The sequence below is a fragment of the Aeromonas sp. 604176 genome (genome assembly GCF_049170755.1).
Classification (GTDB): Bacteria; Pseudomonadota; Gammaproteobacteria; order Enterobacterales; family Aeromonadaceae; genus Aeromonas; species Aeromonas veronii_A.
Map to the genome: position 1 here is coordinate 32,864 of NZ_JAAKNE010000016.1, position 20,297 is coordinate 53,160.

Below are 20,297 nucleotides of genomic sequence, written 5' to 3' on the forward strand. Positions count from 1 at the left end.
CGAAATCCCTGCGGGCAATCGTCATTATTCTGTGGTGAACAACGATCACCCCAGCCATATCACATGCCAGTAAATCTATCAGGGCGACAGCTGTTCAAGCCCCCCGGGTAGTAATACGGGGTAATTCCCAGACAGAGCCATGCTCACACCAGCCACAGGGGAGGGGTGTTATCTCTCACAAGAAGGTTTTTTGTCAGTAAAGGCTTGGTTTGCAAGCAATAGCCCCAATATCCGTATGGAGCATGCCGCTCAATAGAGAATCTGACTCGAGGTATCGTGATGCAGCTAGAGGAATTTGTTCAATCGGCTATTCAACAAATAGCCAGAGGCGTATCCAATGCGTCTGATAATGTTGCCAGCCTGGGAGGGCGAGTGAACCCTCATGATCACATTGCATCATCATCAAGATCTCCACGTCTTATCAATATAGATTTTGATGTTGCGCTTGTTGTAACTGAGAGTCAGCAATCAGAAGCAGGGGCTAGGCTGTCAGTGATCAACGTTTTGAGCCTTGGTGGAAAGACCCAAGGGAACGACGTATATCAGCAAACTAGCAGGGTAAAGTTCACTGTTGCCGTAGAGCTACCAAAGGATTCAAGTGTCCGAGAAGAGCAAGGTGCTGCTTTACAGATCCCAAGCACTGTAACCGGTTGGTAATGGAGCTTTTCTCATTAGATGCCGATAAACACGGTTATCGGCATCTGTAAAAACGACAAGGTAACGTGACATGGCAAAAGCTAAAAGACAGCCCGACATTATCTATCGTGAGATGATGACTGAAGCGCTCTATCATCTAGGTTCCGCTGATAAGCTAATGAAAAATAGCAATAATTTTCAAGATAGAGTTCAGGTTGACAGTGCGATTTTGCAGATGCGAAAAGCAATGGAGGCCATTGCTTTTTCTTCAATTGCGCCCAGTGAAAAGCGTTATGAAGACCTTCATAGACATAAAGAAAATTGGCGATCACTACCATGCCCAAAAGATCATGACCTCGTTAGCTGCGATCAACCCTGATTTTTATCCAATACCAGTTGTCCCAGCAATTCGTCAGCCAGATGGAAGCTTGCATGTTGGTCGCAAAACAACGGGGTATATGACGAGAAAACGCTTTGAAAACTTCTACGCCCGGCTCGGTAAATATCTGCACACGATAAACCCTTGGGGCAAGGATCCGCAGCTTCATCAGTTGTGCAATGACTTGCCTGCAGCAATCGATGCTGTATACGAGTTGCTGGATGTGCACTTAGCAGTTCTCCACATTGAAGAACCATCCGCAACGCAAGTATGGGTCGTTGATGCAAAGCGTGATGGCACCGTAGCTATGGTGATAGCAATGGCTGACGGCCCATGTGTGATTCAACCTGCCTGACTGATACCCCTAAGCCTGACTGCGCATAATGTATATTATGTTAAATATAGTATCTTGTTTCCTGTCACCGCTTATTGAACTGTGTATAATGGCAACAATTGATCCTATCTTCGACCGGATGTCTTAAGTGGCTGAATTAACATCAGAACAATTAAAACCCGCTTTTGCGATTGAACAGTTCCCCAGGCTTTGTGAGCTTGAGCCCATCCCCTTTGCCGCTCTGCAACCCAGAGCAATCTCCGGTATCAAACGTCTGGCCAGTTTTGATGGTGATTGCCCGGTTATGCTGCTCAACGGTTTCCCCGGTGCCGATTATGAAGATGTGTGCCGCACTCTGATTGCCGACTCCAATGGTAAGGATGGCGATCTGTTCGACCTCTGCTATACCGAGAATCTCAACAACCCGTTCAAACCTATCTGGCTGCGACTGCAACCCGGTACTGGCGTTGAGTTTTGCGAAATGGTTGGCGAGCTACTCAAGTTGCTTAGCCACCATCTCGATGCCGAGCGAATCGTAACCCGCATCATGCGCAAGCAAAACAACGATCCAAAGATCGATGACTTTCTCTCGGATCTGGCGGCCCATGTGGCATTGGGACTGGAGTTTCAGCATCCGGTGCTGATCAACCTGCTTATTCATCACGAAGAGCAGGAAGCACCGGTAATTTACGGTCGTGATCTCAACTGGGATACCCTGTTTGGTTCCATCAACTATCAGACAGAACAGGGTTCTGTCTACGCGAATCAGCACTTGCTGGAACCAGGTTTGCTACGTCAGGCCAATGGTGGCTACCTTATTCTTCAACTGGATGAGCTGCTCGACCAGCCTCATCTTTGGTTTAAGCTCAAAAATGCTATGCAAAAAGGCGAGCTGGACTGGAACGCCTATCAGGAAGGCAAGACACTAACCCCCTTCTTTGCACCTGAAGCGACCCCCATCAAGCTCAAGCTGATCTTGGTGGGTGACCGACTGGACGTGGCTGAGTTCCAGATGCTGGATCGTGACATGTCAGAGCGTATATTCCTGCGCGCCGACCTAGTATCCGAAGTAAACATAGAGGAAGACCTGCAGGAGTTTCTGCAGTATCTGGCCTGGTTACGTGAACGCTGGAACTTGCTGGATTTCACACCGGCAGCCCTTGTCGCACTCTGTCGCCATGCCAGCAGACTCTGTGATCACCAGGAGTGGCTCTCTCTCTCCGCGGTACAACTCTCCGCCATCATGAGGATGGCTGACAGTCTGGCACGGGAGCTGGAAGCGGAAGAGGTCACCGACGAGCACATTCGTGGTGCGCTGGAGGAGCAGGATTATCGCCTCAACTATCTGGTTGAGCAGTCCGATCAGGGGGTTATCGACGGCCAGATCCTGCTGCAGACTGATGGTGAAGAGATTGGCCAAATTAATGGTCTCTCCGTCATTCAGGTCTCCGGTCACCCATATGACTTTGGCGAACCGGTACGCCTGACCGCCACTGTTCACTTGGGTGATGGCGACGTGGCGGATATCGAGCGCAAGGCTGAACTGGCTGGCCATATTCATGCCAAGGCGATGATGATCATTCACGGCTACCTCTCCAACAAGTTCGGTGCCGAGAACCCCTCCCCTCTGTCGGCCAATCTGGTATTCGAGCAGTCTTACCACGAAATCGATGGTGACAGTGCCTCCCTGACCGGCCTGTGTGCCCTGCTCTCTGCCCTCGCCCGCCAGCCTATTTACCAGCACTTTGCGGTAACGGGTGCGGTCGACCAGTTTGGCAATGTGCAGGCCGTTGGCGGCGTCAACGAGAAGATCGAAGGCTTCTTCCGGGTGTGCAAGATCCACGGTCTGACTGGCAAACAAGGCATCCTGCTGCCCGGCACCAACGCCCAGCAACTCAACCTCTCTGATGAGGTGATCGCCGCAGTTGAAGCGGGACAGTTCCATATCCACCCTGTAGATCATGTGGAAGAGGCTATCGAGCTCTTGACTGGCTGTGTGGCGGGTGAGCCTGACATGCCCGATACCCTGTTCGGCCGCATTCAGGAGCGACTGGATGAGCTGAACGGCAGCACGGCGAAAGTCGGGCTGCTGCGCGCCCTTCTTGATCGGCTGTTTGGCCGCTAATGAAGTGATCGGAGTTGTTTAGCGCACATCTGTACGCTAAATTGGCGCAGCTTTACTCATTTGAAGGAAACTCAGCGTGACCGTAGACAATTCGACCCTGGAAGCCCGCCTTTCTCTGTGTGAACAGGGCAAGAACTCTTTTACCCGTGAAGAGCTGCTGGCTTGCAGCCATGGCGAACTCTTTGGTGAGGGTAACAGTCAGCTGCCCGCCCCTAACATGTTGATGATGGATCGCATCGTCAAGATCAATGACAACGGTGGCGAGCACGGTAAGGGCGAGATCCTGGCAGAGCTCGACATTACCCCCGATCTCTGGTTCTTCGATTGCCACTTCCCGGGTGATCCCGTGATGCCTGGCTGTCTCGGTCTGGACGCCATGTGGCAGTTGGTTGGCTTCTTCCTTGGCTGGAAAGGTGGCCCCGGCAAGGGTCGTGCTCTGGGCGTAGGTGAAGTGAAATTCACCGGCCAGATCCTGCCGACTGCCAAGAAAGTGACCTACAAGATCACCTTCAAGCGCGTCATCAACCGCAAGCTGGTGATGGGGATTGCTGATGGTGTGGTCGAAGTCGACGGCCGTCCGATCTACAGCGCCACCGACCTGAAAGTGGGCCTGTTCAAAGATACCACCGCATTCTGATCTCTCTGATTGGTGGTAAAACAGCATTAACGCAAAGGGGCCACAACGGCCCCTTTCCTTTTGTAATGAGTGATGAAGTACCTGCTACTTCATGAAGAGGCCTGAGCCCCGCCCTTCCATGGCGTCACGCCAACCACCAAGCCAATGCCCTCGGGCATCCAGGCATTGATACGGACACGCTTCTTTCTGTTTGCCGACCACGCCAGCCTGATAACCACGAGCACGAGCTCTTTCCAGACGGTCCCGCTTCTGTCTCTTCATCATCTACGACCCTCTTCGTGGAACAAAAAAAGCGACCAATTCTGCATCGGTCGCTTTCATCTTTACTCCTGCGAGCGCACTCGGTCAAACAAAAACTTCCACCCTAACCGGGCTATGTGACACAAGGCACTGAACTGGATTAAGTTTTAATTACAGGGAACTCACTCCTGATTTTTGAGTCCTTCCAGCTCTTCCCAACGAGCAAATGCCTCCTCCAGCGCCGTCTCGGCGGCACTCAATGCGGCCAGTTTGGGCTGGGTCTGCTCGCTTGGCAGGGAGAAGAAACCGTGCTGGTTGATCTCGCTTTGCAGCGCATCCAGCTCGGCTTCCAGCTGCTCAAGACGCGCCGGCAGACCATCCAGTTCAAGCTGTAGCTTGTAGGAGAGTTTTTTGCCTTTCTTCGGCGCTTCGCTCACTGTGGCTACCGGCTCGGGCGCCTTCACAGGCGTGCTCTTGGCATGTTGCTGAGCACGCTGCTGCTCGCGGGTCGCCATCATGTCGGCATAGCCGCCCACGTAGTCGCTGATGCGGCCATCCCCCTCAAACAGCCAGCAACCGGTTACCGTATTGTCGATGAAGCGACGATCGTGACTGACCAGCAGCAGAGTGCCTGGATAGTCCGCCAGCAGCTCTTCCAGCAGCTCCAGAGTCTCGACGTCGAGGTCGTTGGTCGGTTCGTCGAGGATCAGCAGGTTGCTGGGTTTAAGGAACAGCTTGGCCAGCAGCAAACGGTTTTTCTCACCGCCAGAAAGCGCCTTGACCGGCGTTCTGGCCCTCTTGGGTTCAAACAGGAAGTCCTGCAGATAGCCGAGGATATGGCGGGAGCGACCGCGCACCATCACTTCCTGCTTGCCCTCCCCGACGTTGTCCACCACCGTCTGCTCGGGATCGAGCTGTTCGCGGTACTGATCGAAGTAGGCCACTTCCAGATTGGTACCCTGACGCACCGAACCACGAGTGGCATCTAGCTGACCCAGCAGCAGCTTGATCAGGGTCGACTTGCCGCAACCGTTGGGGCCGACCAGCGCAATCTTGTCCCCACGCAGCACCTGCAGATCCAGCCCCTCGAACAGGGTGCGATCACCAAAGTCGAGTCCCAACCCTTCAGCTTCAAATACCAGCTTGCCGGAGCGGCTCGCCTCGTCGAGTTGCAGCTTGGCTTTGCCCTGCAGTTCGCGACGCTGGGTACGCTCCATGCGCATCGCCTTGAGGGCGCGCACTCGCCCCTCGTTACGGGTACGGCGCGCCTTGATCCCCTGGCGTACCCACACCTCCTCCTGCGCCAGCTTGCGATCGAACTCGGCATTTTTCAGCTCTTCGACCCGCAGCCACTCCTCTTTGCCCTGCTGGTACTCGTCATAGTTGCCGGGCCAGGAGGTGATCACGCCGCGATCCAGATCGATGATCCGGGTCGCCAGCTTGTGGATGAACTCACGGTCGTGGGAGATGAAAACGATGGCGCCACGGAAATCCTTGAGGAACTCTTCCAGCCAGTTGATGGCCTCGATATCCAGGTGGTTGGTCGGCTCATCGAGCAGCAGCAGATCGGGATCGCATGCCAGTGCACGGGCCAGCGCTACCTTGCGCAGCCAGCCACCGGAGAGACTGTCGAGGGTCACGTCAGGATCAAGACCAAGCAGGGTCAGCACCTGATTGATGCGGGTCTCGTACTGCCAGCCATTCTGATAATCGAGCTGCTCCTGCAGCTGGCTCATCTTGCGAATGTTGGCATCGGACGGGTCACTCGCCAGCGCCATGGAGACGTGGTGATACTGCTTGAGCAGCTCACCGACTCCGGCCAGCCCTTCGGCGGCGTAATCAAACACGGTGAGCTCGCTCGAGGTGGGCGGATCCTGCTCAAGACGAGTCACTTTCAAGTCCTGCTGCAACACCAGACGGCCATCATCGAGGGGCAATTCACCGGCAATTACCTTCATCAGGGTGGACTTGCCCGCCCCGTTGCGGCCCACCAGACAGAGGCGCTCGCCTCGCTCTATGGTCAGCTCGGCCTTGTCGAGCAACGGAAAATCACTGAACGACAGACACGCGCCGTGCAATGTTAAAAGAGCCATGTTCGTTCCTTATCTCATATGAAAAAACGGGCAACAGACTGGGTCTGCTCCCGTTTCATCGTCAAATCACAAATCAACCCTGACGAGCGAGCCAGCCTTTGAGCTCCACCAGCGTGAAGGGCCAGCCCAGCTCGCGGCCAGCCTCGTCCCGCAGCACCGGAATACGCACCCGATAGGCCTCAAGCCAGCTGGCATCGTCCATGATGTCGCAGCGGCGGGTCACATCGCTTGCCCCCGCCTCCTCCACCAGCGCCCAAGCTTGCTCACACAGGTGGCAACCGTCGGTGTGAAACAGGGTCAGCATCAAGCCTCAGCCTCCGCATGGGTGATGATCCAGCAGTTGTGGATGTGCTGGTTGCGCTCGAAATCCTTGGGCCGGGTCTTGCCGGTGATGTTCTGCGCTTTGAGACCGATGGCCTCGAGACCGGCCAGATCCATCTTGAAGTGGCGCTTGTTGTTGGAGAACACCAAGGTGCCACCAGCAGCCAGCAACCGCTTCAGGTGCTGCATGAGCAGCAGGTGATCGCGCTGCACATCGAAGCTCTCATCCATCCGCTTGGAGTTGGAGAAGGTGGGCGGATCGATGAAGATGAGGTCGTACTGCTCGTCCGCTTCAGACAGCCACTTCAGGCAGTCAGCCTGCACGAACTTGTGCTGACGGCCCACCAGCGAGTTGAGGCGCATGTTGTCCTGTGCCCAGTTGAGGTAAGTGCGCGACATATCCACTGTGGTGGTCTCGCTGGCACCGCCAAGACCCGCGTGCACGGTGGCACTGCCGGTGTAGGCAAACAGGTTCAGGAAGCGCTTGCCATTGGCCATCTGACCCAGCATGCGGCGGGTCTGACGATGGTCGAGGAACAGACCGGTATCGAGGTAGTCGTAGAGGTTGACCCACAGACGGGCACCATACTCCTGCACTTCCATCCGGTGCTGCTCTTCGGATAGCTTCTGGTACTGCTGCTTGCCCTCCTGACGCTCGCGTACTTTCAGGATCACCTTCTCGCCGTCCATCCCGGTCACCTTGATGGCGGCTTGCACCATGTCGAGCAGACGCTGACGGGTCTTCTGGGCGGGGATATCCTTGGGCGCCGCGTACTCCTGCACCACCAGATAGTCCTGATAACGGTCGATGGCGGCGTTGTACTCAGGCAGGTCGGCGTCGTAGAGACGGTAGCAGTCGAGATTCTCTTTCTTGGCCCACTTCTCGAGCGCCTTCAGATTCTTGCGCAGACGGTTGGCAAAGTCCTGTGCCACCTCTTTTTGCGAGGCCACGGAGTCCAGTGCGATTTGATAATTGCGCAGCTGACACTCGAGAGCACCGTTGAACAGGCGATACTGCTTGTCGGCGCGCAGGCGCAGACAGCTCAGCAGCTCGGGCGATGCGGACAGAATGGAGACTTTCCAACCCTGGAAGCTGCGACGCAGAGCATCGCCCAGCGCCTGGTGCACTTCCAGCAGCGCCGGAAATTCGCCAAGACGCTCGCCATAAGGCGGGTTGGAAATGAGCATACCGACCTGGCGGGCCTCCCCTTGACCTTCTTCCCCTTCAACAGGGGCAGGCATCGGCAGCGGGTTTTCCAGCTTGGTGACATCGGCTTGCTTGAAGGTGATGAGGTGCGCCACACCTGCCGCTTTGGCGTTATCACGGGCTTTGAGGAGCACGCGCTGGTCGGCATCACAACCAAACAGTTTTACTTCGCAACGCTGCATGCCGCGTTTGGCACGCACTTGTGCTTCCATCATCAGGCTCTGCCACAGCTCGCTATCATGCTGCAGCCAGCGATCGAAACCGAAGCGCTCGCGACGCAGCGCCGGCGCCATGTCGGCGGCGATAAAGGCCGCTTCGATCAGCAGCGTACCGGAACCGCACATCGGGTCCATCATGGGCTCACCGGCCCAGCCACTACGGGCAATCATGGCGCAGGCTAGGTTTTCTTTGAGCGGAGCTTCACCGGTGCCCTGACGATAGAAACGCTGATGCAACGCCGGGCCTGACAAGTCCAGCGTGATATTGGCCTTGCCTTTGCCCAGGTGCGCCATGATGCGAATATCCGGCGACTTCTTGTCCACGTCCGGACGCACGTGACCGCGCTTGGTGAAGCGGTCGACGATGGCATCCTTGATTTTCAGCGCGCCATATTGGGTATTGCGAATGGCAGGGTTGGTACCGGTAAAGTCCACCGCGATGGTAGCGGTACCGGAGAAGTGCTCTTCCCAGGGGATTGTGTGGGCGCCCAGATAGAGATCCAGATCATCGTTCATCTGGAATTCAGACAGCACCAGCACGATGCGGGAGGCAAAACGGCTCCACAGGCAGGCCTTGTAGCCAATCGCCAATTCGCCTTTGAAATGGACGCCAGCCACGGTCTCACGGACCTGCTCTGCGCCAAGATTGGTCAGCTCATCGGCCAACAGGTTTTCCAGCCCCTTGGGGCAGGTTGCAAAAAATTCTTTCATCACGCTCACGGGGAACCCATAAAAATAGTGCCGCATTATACCTCATCAGGCGGACTGGAGCATGCAAAAGTCGGCGCAAACAGCAGGATGGAAACAGATTGATATGGGGCGATAAAGGTAAAAGGCCCCATGACTACCCGATGGCGAGATCATGGGGCCAGACATCATTTAGCGGCTCACTTCATGCGAGCCTTGAAACGGGGATTGCTTCTGCAAATCACGAACAATTTGCCGCGGCGGCGCACCAACTGACAATCGGGATGACGCGCCCGTGCGGATTTGAGTGAACAGACGACCTGCATTCAGGACTCCTTCTTGCTTGAAAATGCGCCAAAACGCTTGTTGAAACGGGCAACACTTCCCTCACTAGAAACCTGCTTCTGCTTGCCGGTATAAAACGAGTGCGACTGGCTGGAAACATCGAGCGATACATAGGGATACTCCTTCCCGTCTTGCCACGTATAGCGGCGATCGCTCTTGATGGTTGAACCGACCAGGAAAAAGGCATCTGCCGCCGTGTCATGGAACAGCACCAAACAATAATCAGGATGAATATGAGGCTTCATAGCAACTCCATTTTGTTATGTTATAACAAAATGTAAGTGAGAATAGCTCTCGTTTCAAGCAAAAAATGTCGTATGAAGAACATCGCTGCAGTGAGTGATGTGTTGATAGTTAGGGGGAGACACTACGCAAGCAGAACGAAACAAGAGGAAGACACCATGCTTGCAGCACGGAAGACCAAGATACTGCGTGGGTTAGAACACAAGGTGCAAGTGGATGTAACAAGCCTCAAGAGAGGCTGAACCACAACCATGAAGATCAATGAGAATGGGCAAGATGTTCGCGGATCAATGAAGGATCAGAAACGAGGCGCGATTGAGGTGTCCACAGTTAAAACAGGCAGCGGTGTAATCACAGAGATAAAAAGATTGATGAATATATATCAACTGACCTGACGATATTGCTCGGTCACGGTAATACGCGGTTTCATCCGGTTATTCATCACCTTGATCACCCCGAAACGCGGCAAGGTTTTACTGGTGGTCAATACCAGATCGGCAGTGAGGTTCAAACAGACGCTAGCCTGATCTCCTGCCTCAATGACCATAAATTCGCCGTCGCCATGGGGCGTATTCATCAGGACCAGATCACCATTTTGCGGGATCACTTGCGGATGTTGTTCACTAAAAAACCAGCTTTGTGGCATCAGGGGTTTATAAAAACGACTGACCGCGATGGCATTAAGCACCAACTGAACCTGATGGGGAATACTCCACTCAAGTTCGGCTGCTTTATCCATCAACTGGTAATAGAGGGCGGCATCATCGACGCAAAAAGGCTGGGTTGCAAACGAGCTGGGCACCAATTGTCGCCCTTTATACTCGGTCGCAAATAACATGTTATCAGACAGGTCCAACATCAGACGGTCACTCTGGGCATCATAGTGCCATTGCCAGCTATCGGTCGGTTGGATAAACATGTTGGAGCCCTTACTTGATAATTACCAGTTGACTTTATTCCATATGCAGGAAATCAGCAACGTCAAATAAAGGGCTCCGCCATCTATTTCTTAAATATTGGTCACAATCTCTTTGACCAACCCCGGCCCTTTATAAATAAAGCCGCTATAAATTTGTACCAGACTGGCACCGGCGGCCAATTTTTCACGGGCGGCCATGGCACTATCAATACCACCCACACCGATAATTGGCAGAGCACCATTGAGCGCCTTGGCCAGATGACGGATCACCTCGGTACTCTTGTGCTGCAGCGGACGACCGCTCAAGCCACCCGCTTCACCGGCGTGGGGCATGTCATAAATCATCTCGCGCTCGAGGGTGGTATTGGTGGCGATAACCCCATCAATGCCATTACGCACCAGCGAAGCGGCCACCTGATCTATTTCTTCAAGGCTTAAATCCGGGGCAATTTTAACCGCCAGCGGCACATACTTTTTATATTGGGCGGCCAGCTCTTGCTGCCGCACCTTGAGGGCGGCCAGCAATTCATCCAGCGCCTCGCCATATTGCAGCGAACGCAAACCCGGAGTGTTGGGGGAAGAGATATTGACGGCAATATAACCGGCGTGATCATAAACCTTGTCCATGCAGATCAGGTAATCATCCTTGCCCTGTTCGATGGGAGTATCTTTGTTCTTGCCGATATTAATGCCGATGACTCCCTGATATTTGGTCTCTTTTACCTTGGCCACCAGATGATCAACCCCCTTGTTGTTGAATCCCATCCGGTTGATGATCCCCTCTGCCGGAATAACCCGGAACAGGCGGGGCTTGTCATTGCCGCTCTGGGGTCTGGGGGTGACGGTACCGACTTCGATAAAGCCAAATCCCATGGCGCCCAGCGCGTCAATGCACTCACCATCTTTATCCAGACCGGCAGCCAATCCCACCGGATTGGCAAAAGAAAGCCCCATGACAGTGACGGGGCGTTTCGGCAAATTCTGGCGGAAGAAACAATCGAGTGGCGTACCGAGAAGGCGGGGCAAATATTTCATGGAGAGATCGTGAGCCTGTTCCGGATTGAGTTTGAACAGGAAATGCCTGGCGATGGGGTACAACATCTTTGCTCCTTAAAGAAAGCCCCGGCAACTGGCCGGGGCTTTGGGTGTAATGTCGGTGTCATGCCTTAATCTGGCAATTAAAGTGCCCGACAATTCAACTGGAGCAGGTTCAACTCTCGCAAGGCCACCGAGAACTTGGCGAACTCGTGAGTACTGGTGGTCTTGAAGTCGGCCAACATGTGGGTCCAACGGGACAAGAGTTGCTCATGCTCCGAAATCCAGTCGGCCAATATGGTAGCGCATTCTCCCTGATCTTTGCACCCTTCTAGTACCACAGAAGTGAGACTGCGTTGCTGCCAGTCAAGATCTTCACGGAAGGAAGCTCGCGCCATCGCCTGCCAGTGGTTGCCGACCGGCTGATGGTTGATCTGGTCGAGGAACCAGTGCAGATCCAGTTTGGCTCCGAGGCGATAGTAAACGTTGGCGGCACGCAGGATATCGGTCTTGTGCTCCGCGGCAATTTGCGCCAGATCCAGGCTGGAGAAGAGGCTGCTCATATGGGCGACCTGACGGGCAATGGCCTCAGGCACATGTTTCTCCATCCACTTGGCTACAACCTGACGATGCTCGGTCACTTCGCTCTCATCCATCACCTCGTAAAGGTGCTTCCCTAAGGTCTCGAACGCAGGGCGGAAGAAAGCGATATTCTCGCTGATGCTCCAGCTGCGATTGCGGGCGCGCAGGAACCAGCGGGTGGCACGGCGCACGATACGGCGGCTGTAGAACATCAGCTCGAGCTGAGTCTGGGCATCCACCAGGTTGTCGCACCCTTCGATATCGCGCCACAACTGGTTCATGCCAAACACTTCGCGGGCCATGGCGAAGCAGCAGGCTACTTCGGCGACCGAGGCACCGGTCTCGTCCTTCATCCGGCTTGCGAAGTTGAGCCCCATGTCGTTAACCAGCATGTTGGCCACCCGGGTAGCGATGATCTCGCCGCGTAGCGGGTGATCGGCCAGCTGGGTACCAAACTGCTGCTGTACTTTGGCTGGGAAGCTGGTGACCAGCATGTTGGCGAGGAAGGGCTCGTCGGTCACTTCCGGGCAGTTGAGCTGCTCTTTCAGTACCATCTTGCCGTACGCCACCAGCACCGCCAGTTCGGGGCGGGTCAGCCCCTGCCCTGCCGCCATCCGCTCGGAGAGCTCCTCATCAGAGGGGAGGAACTCCAGCGCACGGTCGAGCTTGCCTTCCCGCTCCAGTCCCTGAATAAAGCGCTGTTGCTCTTTGAGTTGTTCAGAGCCGCGGAAGCTGGTGACCGAGATGGACTGGGATTGGCGATAGGCATTGGTTATCACGATCTGCGCCACGTCGTCGGTCATCTCGTAGAGCATCTGGTTACGCTGCTTGAGGGTCAGCTCCCCTGCCGCCACCAATTGGTTCAGCAGGATCTTGATGTTCACCTCGTTGTCGGAGCAATCCACACCGCCGACGTTGTCGGTAAAATCGGTGTTGATGCGACCGCCCTGACTGGCGTACTCCACCCGACCGAGCTGGGTAAAGCCGAGGTTGCCCCCCTCACCCACGATACGGGCCCGCAGATCGCGGCCGTTGACTCGCAGTGCGTCGTTGCTGCGATCCCCAACTTCCCCATCGCTCTCGCGAGCGCTCTTCACATAGGTGCCGATGCCACCGTTCCACAGCAGATCGACGTTGAGGCAGAGCAGCGCTTTGATCAACTCGTTCGGTGCCATGCTGGCCTTGTCGGTACCGAGCAGGGTTTGTATTTCCGGGCTCAGCTTGATGGACTTGGCCGAGCGCAGGAAGATGCCGCCCCCCTGTGATATCAGCTCGCGGTTGTAGTCATCCCAGCTGGAGCCCGGCAGATCGAACAGGCGCTGGCGCTCGACAAAACTCTTGGCCGCATCCGGAGCGGGGTCAACAAAGATGTGCATGTGGTTGAACGCGCCCACCAGCCGGGTGTGCTCGGAGAGCAGCATGCCGTTGCCGAACACGTCTCCCGCCATGTCGCCGATCCCGACGCAGGTAAAATCGGTGGTCTGGCAGTTGACGCCAATTTCACGAAAATGCCGTTTGACCGACTCCCAGGCGCCACGGGCGGTGATGCCCATCTTCTTGTGGTCGTAACCGACCGAGCCACCGGAGGCAAACGCGTCGCCCAGCCAATGGCCATATTCGAGGCTTATTTCGTTGGCGATGTCGGAGAAGGTAGCCGTGCCCTTGTCGGCGGCCACCACCAGGTAGTAGTCATCCTCGTCGTGACGCACCACGGATTTGGGCGGGATCACCTCGCCGCCGATGATGTTGTCAGTCACATCGAGCAGACCGCGAATAAACAGGCGATAACAGGCCTTTCCCTCCTCCTGAATGACGGCGCGGGTTGCCCCCACCGGCATCTGTTTGCAGTAGAAACCGCCCTTGGCCCCCACCGGCACAATGACGGTGTTCTTGACCTGCTGGGCTTTCACCAGACCCAGTACTTCGGTGCGGAAGTCCTCTTTGCGATCTGACCAGCGCAGACCGCCACGAGCTACTTTGCCCCAGCGCAGATGTACCCCTTCCACTCGCGGCGAGTAGACGAAGATCTCGAATTTCGGCAGCGGCAGCGGCATGTCGGTGATAGTGGAGGGAGCCAGTTTGAAGGAGATGTAGGGCTTGATGTTGCCCGCCTTGTCCAGCTGGTAGTAGTTGGTACGCAGGGTAGCGTCGATCATCTCCACATAGCGGCGAATAATGCGATCGTCGTCCAGGTTGGCCACCTGATCCAGCTTGGTGGCAAGCTGCTCGTGCAACTTGGCCTGTACCTTGACGTCCTGCTTGCCGGCCGGATCCAGGCGCTGTTCAAACAAGGTGAACAGCAGCTGAGCAATCTCCGGATAACGGGTCAGGGTCTCTTCAATATAGGACTGGCTAAAAGAGACGCCGGTCTGACGCATGTATTTGGCATAGGCGCGCAGCACCGACACCTGGCGGCCGGTGAGACCCGCCCCCAGCACCAGCCGGTTGAAGCCGTCATCTTCCAGCTGCTTGTTCCAGATGGCGGCAAAGGCTTGCTGGAAGCGTTGCTGACTCTGGGCCAGATCAAAGGGCTGCTCGCCGTGCAGCAACATGGAGAAGTCGAGGATCCAGAACAGATCGCCACCCGGAGTGCGTACCTGATACGGGGTCTCACCGATCACCCGCAGTCCCATGTTTTCCAGCATCGGCAGTACATCGGAGAGGTGAATGGGCTCGGTGCGATGGAACAACTTGAGCCGTACCCGACGATCGTTCTCCTCCTCCTGCGCGCGGTAGAACAGCATGCCGAGTGGCTCGGCTTCGCTCAGGTTATCGAGCGCCATGATGTCGGCCACGGCCGAGCCCGGCAGCACATCTTCCTTGTAAGCGCGGGGGAAGGCAGTGCTGAAACGGCGGCGCAACTCATTGCCACGGGCCTCGCCATAGTGGGAAAGCAGCACGGAGTCGAGTCTGTCGTCCCAGCTGCGGGCCGCTTCAATCAGGTTGTTCTGTACTTCGTTCACATCCACATCCACGTTATTGTTGTTGACCCGCACTATGTAGTGGGTCCGCGCCAGCACGCCTTCGGTGAAGTAGACGTTGAACTCCACCTCTTCATTGCTGCCAAAATATTTCTGCAAAATTTGCTGGGTCTTGATGCGCAGCGCCGTGTTGTAGCGCTCCTTGGTGACATAGACCATGCAAGAGAAGAAACGACCATAGACATCCCGGCGCACGAATAGCCGAAGCATGTCCCGCTCCTGCATCTCCAGTACGCCAAGGCCGGTAGCCAGTAGTTCCTCTTCACGGGCCTGGATCAGCTCGTCACGGGGATAGGTTTCCAGCACGTTGAGCAGCGCCTTGTAGGCGTGGGAGCCCTTCTCGTGACCGGAGGCAGCCATGATGCGTTCGAGACGATGGCTGATGAGCGGGATCTGGGTCGCGCTGGTGTTGTAGATGGAAGATGCGTAGAGACCTATGAAGCGATCTTCCCCGATCACCTTGCCATGCTCGTCAAAGCGCTTGATGCCGATGTAATCCACATAAGCCGGACGGTGCACCCGGGACTTGCTGTTGGATTTGGTGAGGATCAGCAGGTCAGAACTCAGAGCGGCGTGACGTGCGCTGGCTGGCATGTTGCCAAGGCGCTGGCCCACCTCCTTGATGGAGTTCTTCATCAGCCCCAGGCTGGAGCTGGCCTGCGGCAGGATCTCGTGATCCCCCTCCACCGCTTTGACGTCGTAGCGACGATAACCCATCAGGGTGAAGTTGTGGGCAGCTACCCATTTGAGGAAGGCAACGCAGGAGGCCACCTCCTCCTTGCTGGCCGGACTCTTGCGTTTGGGAAGCTCGTCGATGATCTCATTGAGTTTGGCCAGCATCGGCTGCCAGTCGCCCACTGCCAGCGCCACTTCACCGGCCACCGAGTTGAGCTCGGTAGCCAGCGCGGCCATCTGCTCCTCGCTGGTGAGGTGATCGATCTCGATAAGGAATGCCGTTTCAACCGAGGTCTGCCCGTCGGTGTTGTCGAGCGCCAGAATGGCGTCAATCTTGCCATCCGCACCACGAATGAGGTGCAGCGGTTGGTGCAGCATCATGTGGGCGGTGATATTGAGTCGCTTGAGCGCCATCCGGATGGAGTCCACCAGGAAGGGCGAATCCTGCAGGATCACCTCGACGATGGTATGGGGCGATTGCCAGCCGTGACGGGTCAGCTCGGGATTGTAGACCCGGATGTAGGGATCGGTACCGCTGCGCTGATTGAGGGCATTCCACAGGCTCAGGGCCGCGCCGTAGAGATCGCTGTCATTGCGATCGTGCAGGTCGGAGCTCGCCATGTTGCCGTAGAACTTGGCAACGAAGCGTTCGACCAAAGAGGCACTGTTTTTGGGCAACTTCTGATGGATCAGGCTGAGAACGTTTTCGAGCAGAACTGAGGTAGGGGCGTCTTTCAATGCCATTTTTATATTCCTTATCGGACGACATTAACCACCGACGCAGAGGCAACCACCCTGGTTACCCGCTGGTGCAGAGTTGTTGCGAAGTGTAATGGCTTGGATAAGGGAAGGCGAGGAAAGGTGCTAACGAGATGTTAAAAACAAGGTACAGATCACGGCTTAAACTGTGAGAAATTTTGTAAATAACCCAAAATACAGAAATTCCCACTACCTTTGTGCCGGTTTACCGGATAGATAGTGACGCAAAGCAGATAAACAGTCGGTAATCTGTTCTATTTTTGTTAATTTATGCGTTCGAGGCTGATAAAGCGGTAATCGTCCTGGGTTTTCAGCCGAAAATAGCCATGCACACCATTGATGGCGACAAAAGGCCGTATTTTTTCTATGCCAAGTTCCAGGGTCAATCCCTGTTCGCTGCGCACCACCAGCCGTCTGGCATGGCCCTGATACATCAGCATCACCTCATCGCTATTCAATGAGAGCCGAAAAGTAAACTGCTTCACGCTTGCTCCTGATCACACGACAAATCACACAATAGAGGCAGGCGCGTTAACGCCCCTGCCTCGTCGACACTTACTGCTGCAGCGCCTTGCTGACCTTCTCGAACAGATCCCGCGCCAGCCCCTCAAGGTTGGCAAGACGGGTCAGCTCGGCGCGGATCAGCGCCTTGCGCGCCTCATCCAGTCGCTTGAACTGGATAAGCGGCGTGATGAGGCGGGAGGCCACCTGCGGATTGACTTCGTTGAGCTCGATCAGCAGATCAGTCAGGAAGCGGTAACCGCTGCCATCCACCGCATGGAACTGCACCTGATTGCTCATGGCGAAGCTGCCGATCAGCGCCCGCAGCCGGTTCGGGTTGCGAATACTGAAAGTGGGGTGATTCATCGCCTGTTTCACTTCGCTCAGTACATCGGCAGCCGGTTTGCTGCCAATCAGCCGCAGCCAGTTGTCCAGCACCAGTCCATCCTTGGCCCACTTGCCTTCAAAGTCGGCCAGCAGCGCAGCGCGGCATGGCAACAGATAGCCGTTGGCCACCTGCAGCGCCGCCAGAGTGTCGGTCATGTTGTCGGCAGTTGCATACTGCTCGCGCACCAGCGCATCGGCATGCTCCGCATCCAGTGCCGCCAGATAGCCGAGCACGACTCCTTTGAGGGCCCTTTTGGCCATATCGGCGTGCACCACCTGATAGCCGCTCAGACGCAGGCTCTGATAGGTAGCCGCCAAGCGCGCGCCAAAGGCCTCGGCAAGACGGGTGTGGATCGCGTCACGCACCTGATGGATGGCATCGATATCGGCCACCTCGAACAGCTCGGCCAGGGTCGCTTCACCTGGCAGCGCCAGGATCTCCGCCTTGAGGGCCAAATCCAGCTCGCTGTCGTCCAAAACGGCGACGAAGGCGGCCAGCAGGGTTTGGGAGAGCTCAACCCCCTGCCCGTGTTGCACCCGCGCCACCCCGTCGATGACCGCTTTGTTGATCAGCATCTGGGCGGCATCCCAGCGGGCAAACTCGTTGCGAGCAAAGCGCATCAGGAAGGCGAGCGCTTCATCGCTGTAGTCATAGTACAGCTTGACCGGCGCGGAGAAGTCCCGCAGCAGGGAGGGAACCGGCTTGACCGGCACCTGATCGAATTCGAAGGTCTGCTCCGCTTCGAGCACATCGAGCACGTTGCCGATGGCCTTGCCCTGATATTGCAGCGCGATGACGGCACCTTGCTCGTCATAGAGCTCGATATCGAAGGGGATATGCAGCGGCAGCTTCTGCGGCTGATCCTGAGTCGGCGGGGTGTGCTGGCTCACATGGAGGCGATAGATACCGCTGGCGGCATCGTACTCGTCGGTGACGGTCAACTCGGGGGTACCGGACTGGCTATACCAGCGGCGGAAACGGCCGAGATCCACACCGGACGCATCCTCCATCGCCTGCACGAAATCATCGCAGGTGGCGGCCGAGCCGTCGTGACGCTCGAAGTAGAGGCGCATACCGGCCTGGAAGGCCTCTTCACCTAGCAGGGTGTGCATCATGCGGATCACTTCCGACCCCTTCTCATAGACGGTCAGGGTGTAGAAGTTGTTCATCTCGATCACCACATCCGGGCGGATCGGATGCGCCATGGGGCCGGCATCTTCGGCAAACTGCGGGCCGCGCACGGTACGCACGTTGTTAATGCGGTTGACGCCGCGGGAGCCCAGATCGGAGGAGAACTCCTGATCCCGGAATACCGTCAGCCCCTCTTTCAGGCTGAGCTGGAACCAGTCGCGGCAGGTGACGCGGTTGCCGGTCCAGTTGTGGAAATATTCGTGACCGATCACCCGTTCGATACCGTGGTAGTCGCTGTCGGTAGCGGTGGCAGGATTGGCCAGCACGAATTTGGAGTTGAAGATGTTTAGCCCCTTGTTCTCCATGGCGCCCATGTTGAAGAAGTCCACCGCGACGATCATGTAGATGTCGAGATCGTACTCGAGGCCGAAACGCTGCTCGTCCCAGCGCATGGAGTTGATGAGGCTCTCCATGGCAAAACCGGCGCGATCGAGGTTGCCCTTGTCGACGAAGATCTCGAGGGCCACTTTGCGGCCGCTCTTGGTGGTGTAGTGGCTGCGCTCCACATCGAAATCACCGGCCACCAGCGCAAACAGGTAGCTCGGTTTGGGGAAAGGATCCTGCCACTGCACGAAGTGACGGCTGCCATCCAGATCACCGCTGTCGACCTTGTTGCCATTGGATAGCAGGAAGGGATATTTGGCTTTGTCGGCGGTAATGCGGGTGCTGTAGCGCGCCAGAATGTCGGGGCGATCCAGATAATAGGTAATGCGACGAAAGCCCTCAGCTTCACACTGGGTGCAGTAGGCATCGCCAGACTTGTAAAGCCCTTCGAGTGCGGTGTTGGCGGCCGGATCCAGCAGGGTGACAATGGTCAGCACACATTCGGCAGGCAGGTTGAACAGGGTCAGACTGCTCTCGCCTTGCTCGTAGTGGTCACAGGGAATGCCATCGATGGCAATGCTCTTGAGGGTCAGCTGCTCGCCATCGAGGACCAGCGGCGCATTGTGCTCGCCGTTGCGGCGAATGCGGGTGATGGCAGTGACCTGGGTCAGTGGTTCCTGCAATTGGAAATCGAGGTCGATAGTGTCGATCCAGTAGAGCGGCGCCTGATAATCCTGGCGATATTTGGCCGTCATGGCCTGGGAGTGATCGGTCATTATTGTCTGCTTCCACGCTTGTTAAAGGCGAGAAAGAGGCTGTCACAACCTACTGGCGGGGTCAAACGATTTGCATGACGTCAGATGTGCCAGATAAAAAGAAAGGGCGACCGCAGTCGCCCTTGTGCATGATGGGTTGCCTGTCAGCTGCGTTTGCTGTCCATAGCCAGATCCGCCGTGATATTGGCCGCTTCGATGAGATACTCATCGGGCGCTTCAAAATCAGCGGGCAGTTCGTCCAGACTCTTGACTGCCGGCTTGCCAAGACGTGCCAAGCGCTCATTGGTACGTTTAAGCACTTTCTCATCCTGTTTCGCCTGCTCTGCAACACGCTCCGCCTCGTTGAGGGAGACCGACTTCTTGTCTTTCTCCTCCTTGTAGTCAGCGATGTCCTGCATCACATAGGCAAACTCGGGATCCTTGGCGATCCGAGCATCGTGGGCAGCCTGCAACTTGGGCAGCAGACTGGTGAAATTGCCGAGTTTCTCGTAGTTGGCTGAGGCTATCTTGTCCCAAGGCAACGCATTAAACTCGCGGCTTTCGCCCGTCTCTTCCGGCGCAACCGGTGTCGGGAAGCTGATATCCGGCGCAACGCCCTTGTTCTGGGTACTGCCACCATTGATCCGGTAGAACTTGGCGATGGTGTACTGCACGTGACCCAGCGGCTGCTCGTAGAAGTCATAGACCTTGGCGAGGCTGCG

Annotated in this window: 17 protein-coding genes; 5 read left to right on the forward strand and 12 right to left on the reverse strand. The window is 56.1% G+C overall.

All coding sequences use genetic code 11. The features are described from left to right. Positions 1-279: 279 nt before the first annotated feature. From G5358_RS04795 to fabA, 5 genes are all read left to right on the forward strand, one after another. Positions 280-657: a hypothetical protein gene (locus G5358_RS04795; protein ID WP_421323719.1), complete on the forward strand. Its 378-nt coding sequence runs from the start codon at positions 280-282 to the stop codon at positions 655-657. A gap of 70 nt (positions 658-727) precedes the next feature. Then, positions 728-1,015 (forward strand): hypothetical protein, encoded by a 288-nt coding sequence (locus G5358_RS04800; protein ID WP_421323720.1) that lies wholly within the window; start codon positions 728-730, stop codon positions 1,013-1,015. Beyond that, entirely contained in the window at positions 930-1,370 is a 441-nt protein-coding gene (locus tag G5358_RS04805; RefSeq protein ID WP_421255132.1) for a hypothetical protein, read from the forward strand. Before G5358_RS04800 ends, G5358_RS04805 begins: the two co-directional genes overlap by 86 nt. Before the next feature lie 127 nt (positions 1,371-1,497). Then, the gene (locus G5358_RS04810) at positions 1,498-3,474 is read left to right on the forward strand and encodes a Lon protease family protein (RefSeq protein ID WP_421209043.1); all 1,977 of its coding nucleotides are present in this window, start codon (positions 1,498-1,500) and stop codon (positions 3,472-3,474) included. A gap of 76 nt (positions 3,475-3,550) precedes the next feature. Beyond that, the gene (gene fabA / locus G5358_RS04815; protein WP_421323721.1) at positions 3,551-4,111 is read left to right on the forward strand and encodes a 3-hydroxyacyl-[acyl-carrier-protein] dehydratase FabA; all 561 of its coding nucleotides are present in this window, start codon (positions 3,551-3,553) and stop codon (positions 4,109-4,111) included. An 84-nt stretch (positions 4,112-4,195) separates the two neighbouring features. Here the strand turns inward: fabA and rmf are convergent, their stop codons facing one another. The 12 genes from rmf to G5358_RS04875 form a co-directional block, all read right to left on the reverse strand. Further along, on the reverse strand, positions 4,196-4,375 hold the full coding sequence (gene rmf / locus G5358_RS04820; RefSeq protein ID WP_005315693.1) for a ribosome modulation factor: 180 nt from the start codon (positions 4,373-4,375) through the stop codon (positions 4,196-4,198). Positions 4,376-4,533: 158 nt separating this feature from the next. Then, the gene (locus tag G5358_RS04825; RefSeq protein WP_421323722.1) at positions 4,534-6,444 is read right to left on the reverse strand and encodes an ABC transporter ATP-binding protein; all 1,911 of its coding nucleotides are present in this window, start codon (positions 6,442-6,444) and stop codon (positions 4,534-4,536) included. Between the two features lie 73 nt (positions 6,445-6,517). Next, positions 6,518-6,748 (reverse strand): glutaredoxin family protein, encoded by a 231-nt coding sequence (locus tag G5358_RS04830; RefSeq protein ID WP_201951089.1) that lies wholly within the window; start codon positions 6,746-6,748, stop codon positions 6,518-6,520. Then, complete coding sequence (gene rlmKL, locus G5358_RS04835) at positions 6,748-8,937, reverse strand: bifunctional 23S rRNA (guanine(2069)-N(7))-methyltransferase RlmK/23S rRNA (guanine(2445)-N(2))-methyltransferase RlmL (RefSeq protein ID WP_421323723.1); 2,190 nt, start codon at positions 8,935-8,937, stop codon at positions 6,748-6,750. The genes G5358_RS04830 and rlmKL overlap by 1 nt, the downstream gene beginning before the upstream one ends. A gap of 140 nt (positions 8,938-9,077) precedes the next feature. After that, positions 9,078-9,203 carry a type B 50S ribosomal protein L36 gene (ykgO, locus tag G5358_RS04840; protein ID WP_123173069.1) on the reverse strand — a complete coding sequence of 42 codons (126 nt, stop codon included), beginning with the start codon at positions 9,201-9,203 and terminating at the stop codon, positions 9,078-9,080. Continuing rightward, on the reverse strand, positions 9,204-9,467 hold the full coding sequence (locus G5358_RS04845) for a type B 50S ribosomal protein L31 (protein ID WP_216953573.1): 264 nt from the start codon (positions 9,465-9,467) through the stop codon (positions 9,204-9,206). It lies immediately after the preceding gene. Between the two features lie 380 nt (positions 9,468-9,847). Continuing rightward, the gene (locus G5358_RS04850) at positions 9,848-10,384 is read right to left on the reverse strand and encodes a cell division protein ZapC (protein ID WP_128815544.1); all 537 of its coding nucleotides are present in this window, start codon (positions 10,382-10,384) and stop codon (positions 9,848-9,850) included. A gap of 90 nt (positions 10,385-10,474) precedes the next feature. After that, positions 10,475-11,485 (reverse strand): quinone-dependent dihydroorotate dehydrogenase, encoded by a 1,011-nt coding sequence (gene pyrD, locus G5358_RS04855; protein ID WP_128815545.1) that lies wholly within the window; start codon positions 11,483-11,485, stop codon positions 10,475-10,477. A gap of 77 nt (positions 11,486-11,562) precedes the next feature. Next, positions 11,563-16,401, reverse strand: coding sequence for an NAD-glutamate dehydrogenase (locus G5358_RS04860; protein ID WP_421323724.1), 4,839 nt, complete (start codon positions 16,399-16,401; stop codon positions 11,563-11,565). A 278-nt stretch (positions 16,402-16,679) separates the two neighbouring features. After that, complete coding sequence (locus G5358_RS04865; RefSeq protein ID WP_005351919.1) at positions 16,680-16,901, reverse strand: DUF2835 family protein; 222 nt, start codon at positions 16,899-16,901, stop codon at positions 16,680-16,682. 70 nt (positions 16,902-16,971) lie between these two features. Further along, positions 16,972-19,596 carry an aminopeptidase N gene (gene pepN, locus G5358_RS04870; protein ID WP_421323725.1) on the reverse strand — a complete coding sequence of 875 codons (2,625 nt, stop codon included), beginning with the start codon at positions 19,594-19,596 and terminating at the stop codon, positions 16,972-16,974. A 143-nt stretch (positions 19,597-19,739) separates the two neighbouring features. Next, a partial coding sequence (locus G5358_RS04875; RefSeq protein ID WP_421323726.1) for a carboxy terminal-processing peptidase occupies positions 19,740-20,297 on the reverse strand: 558 nt, incomplete at its 5' end.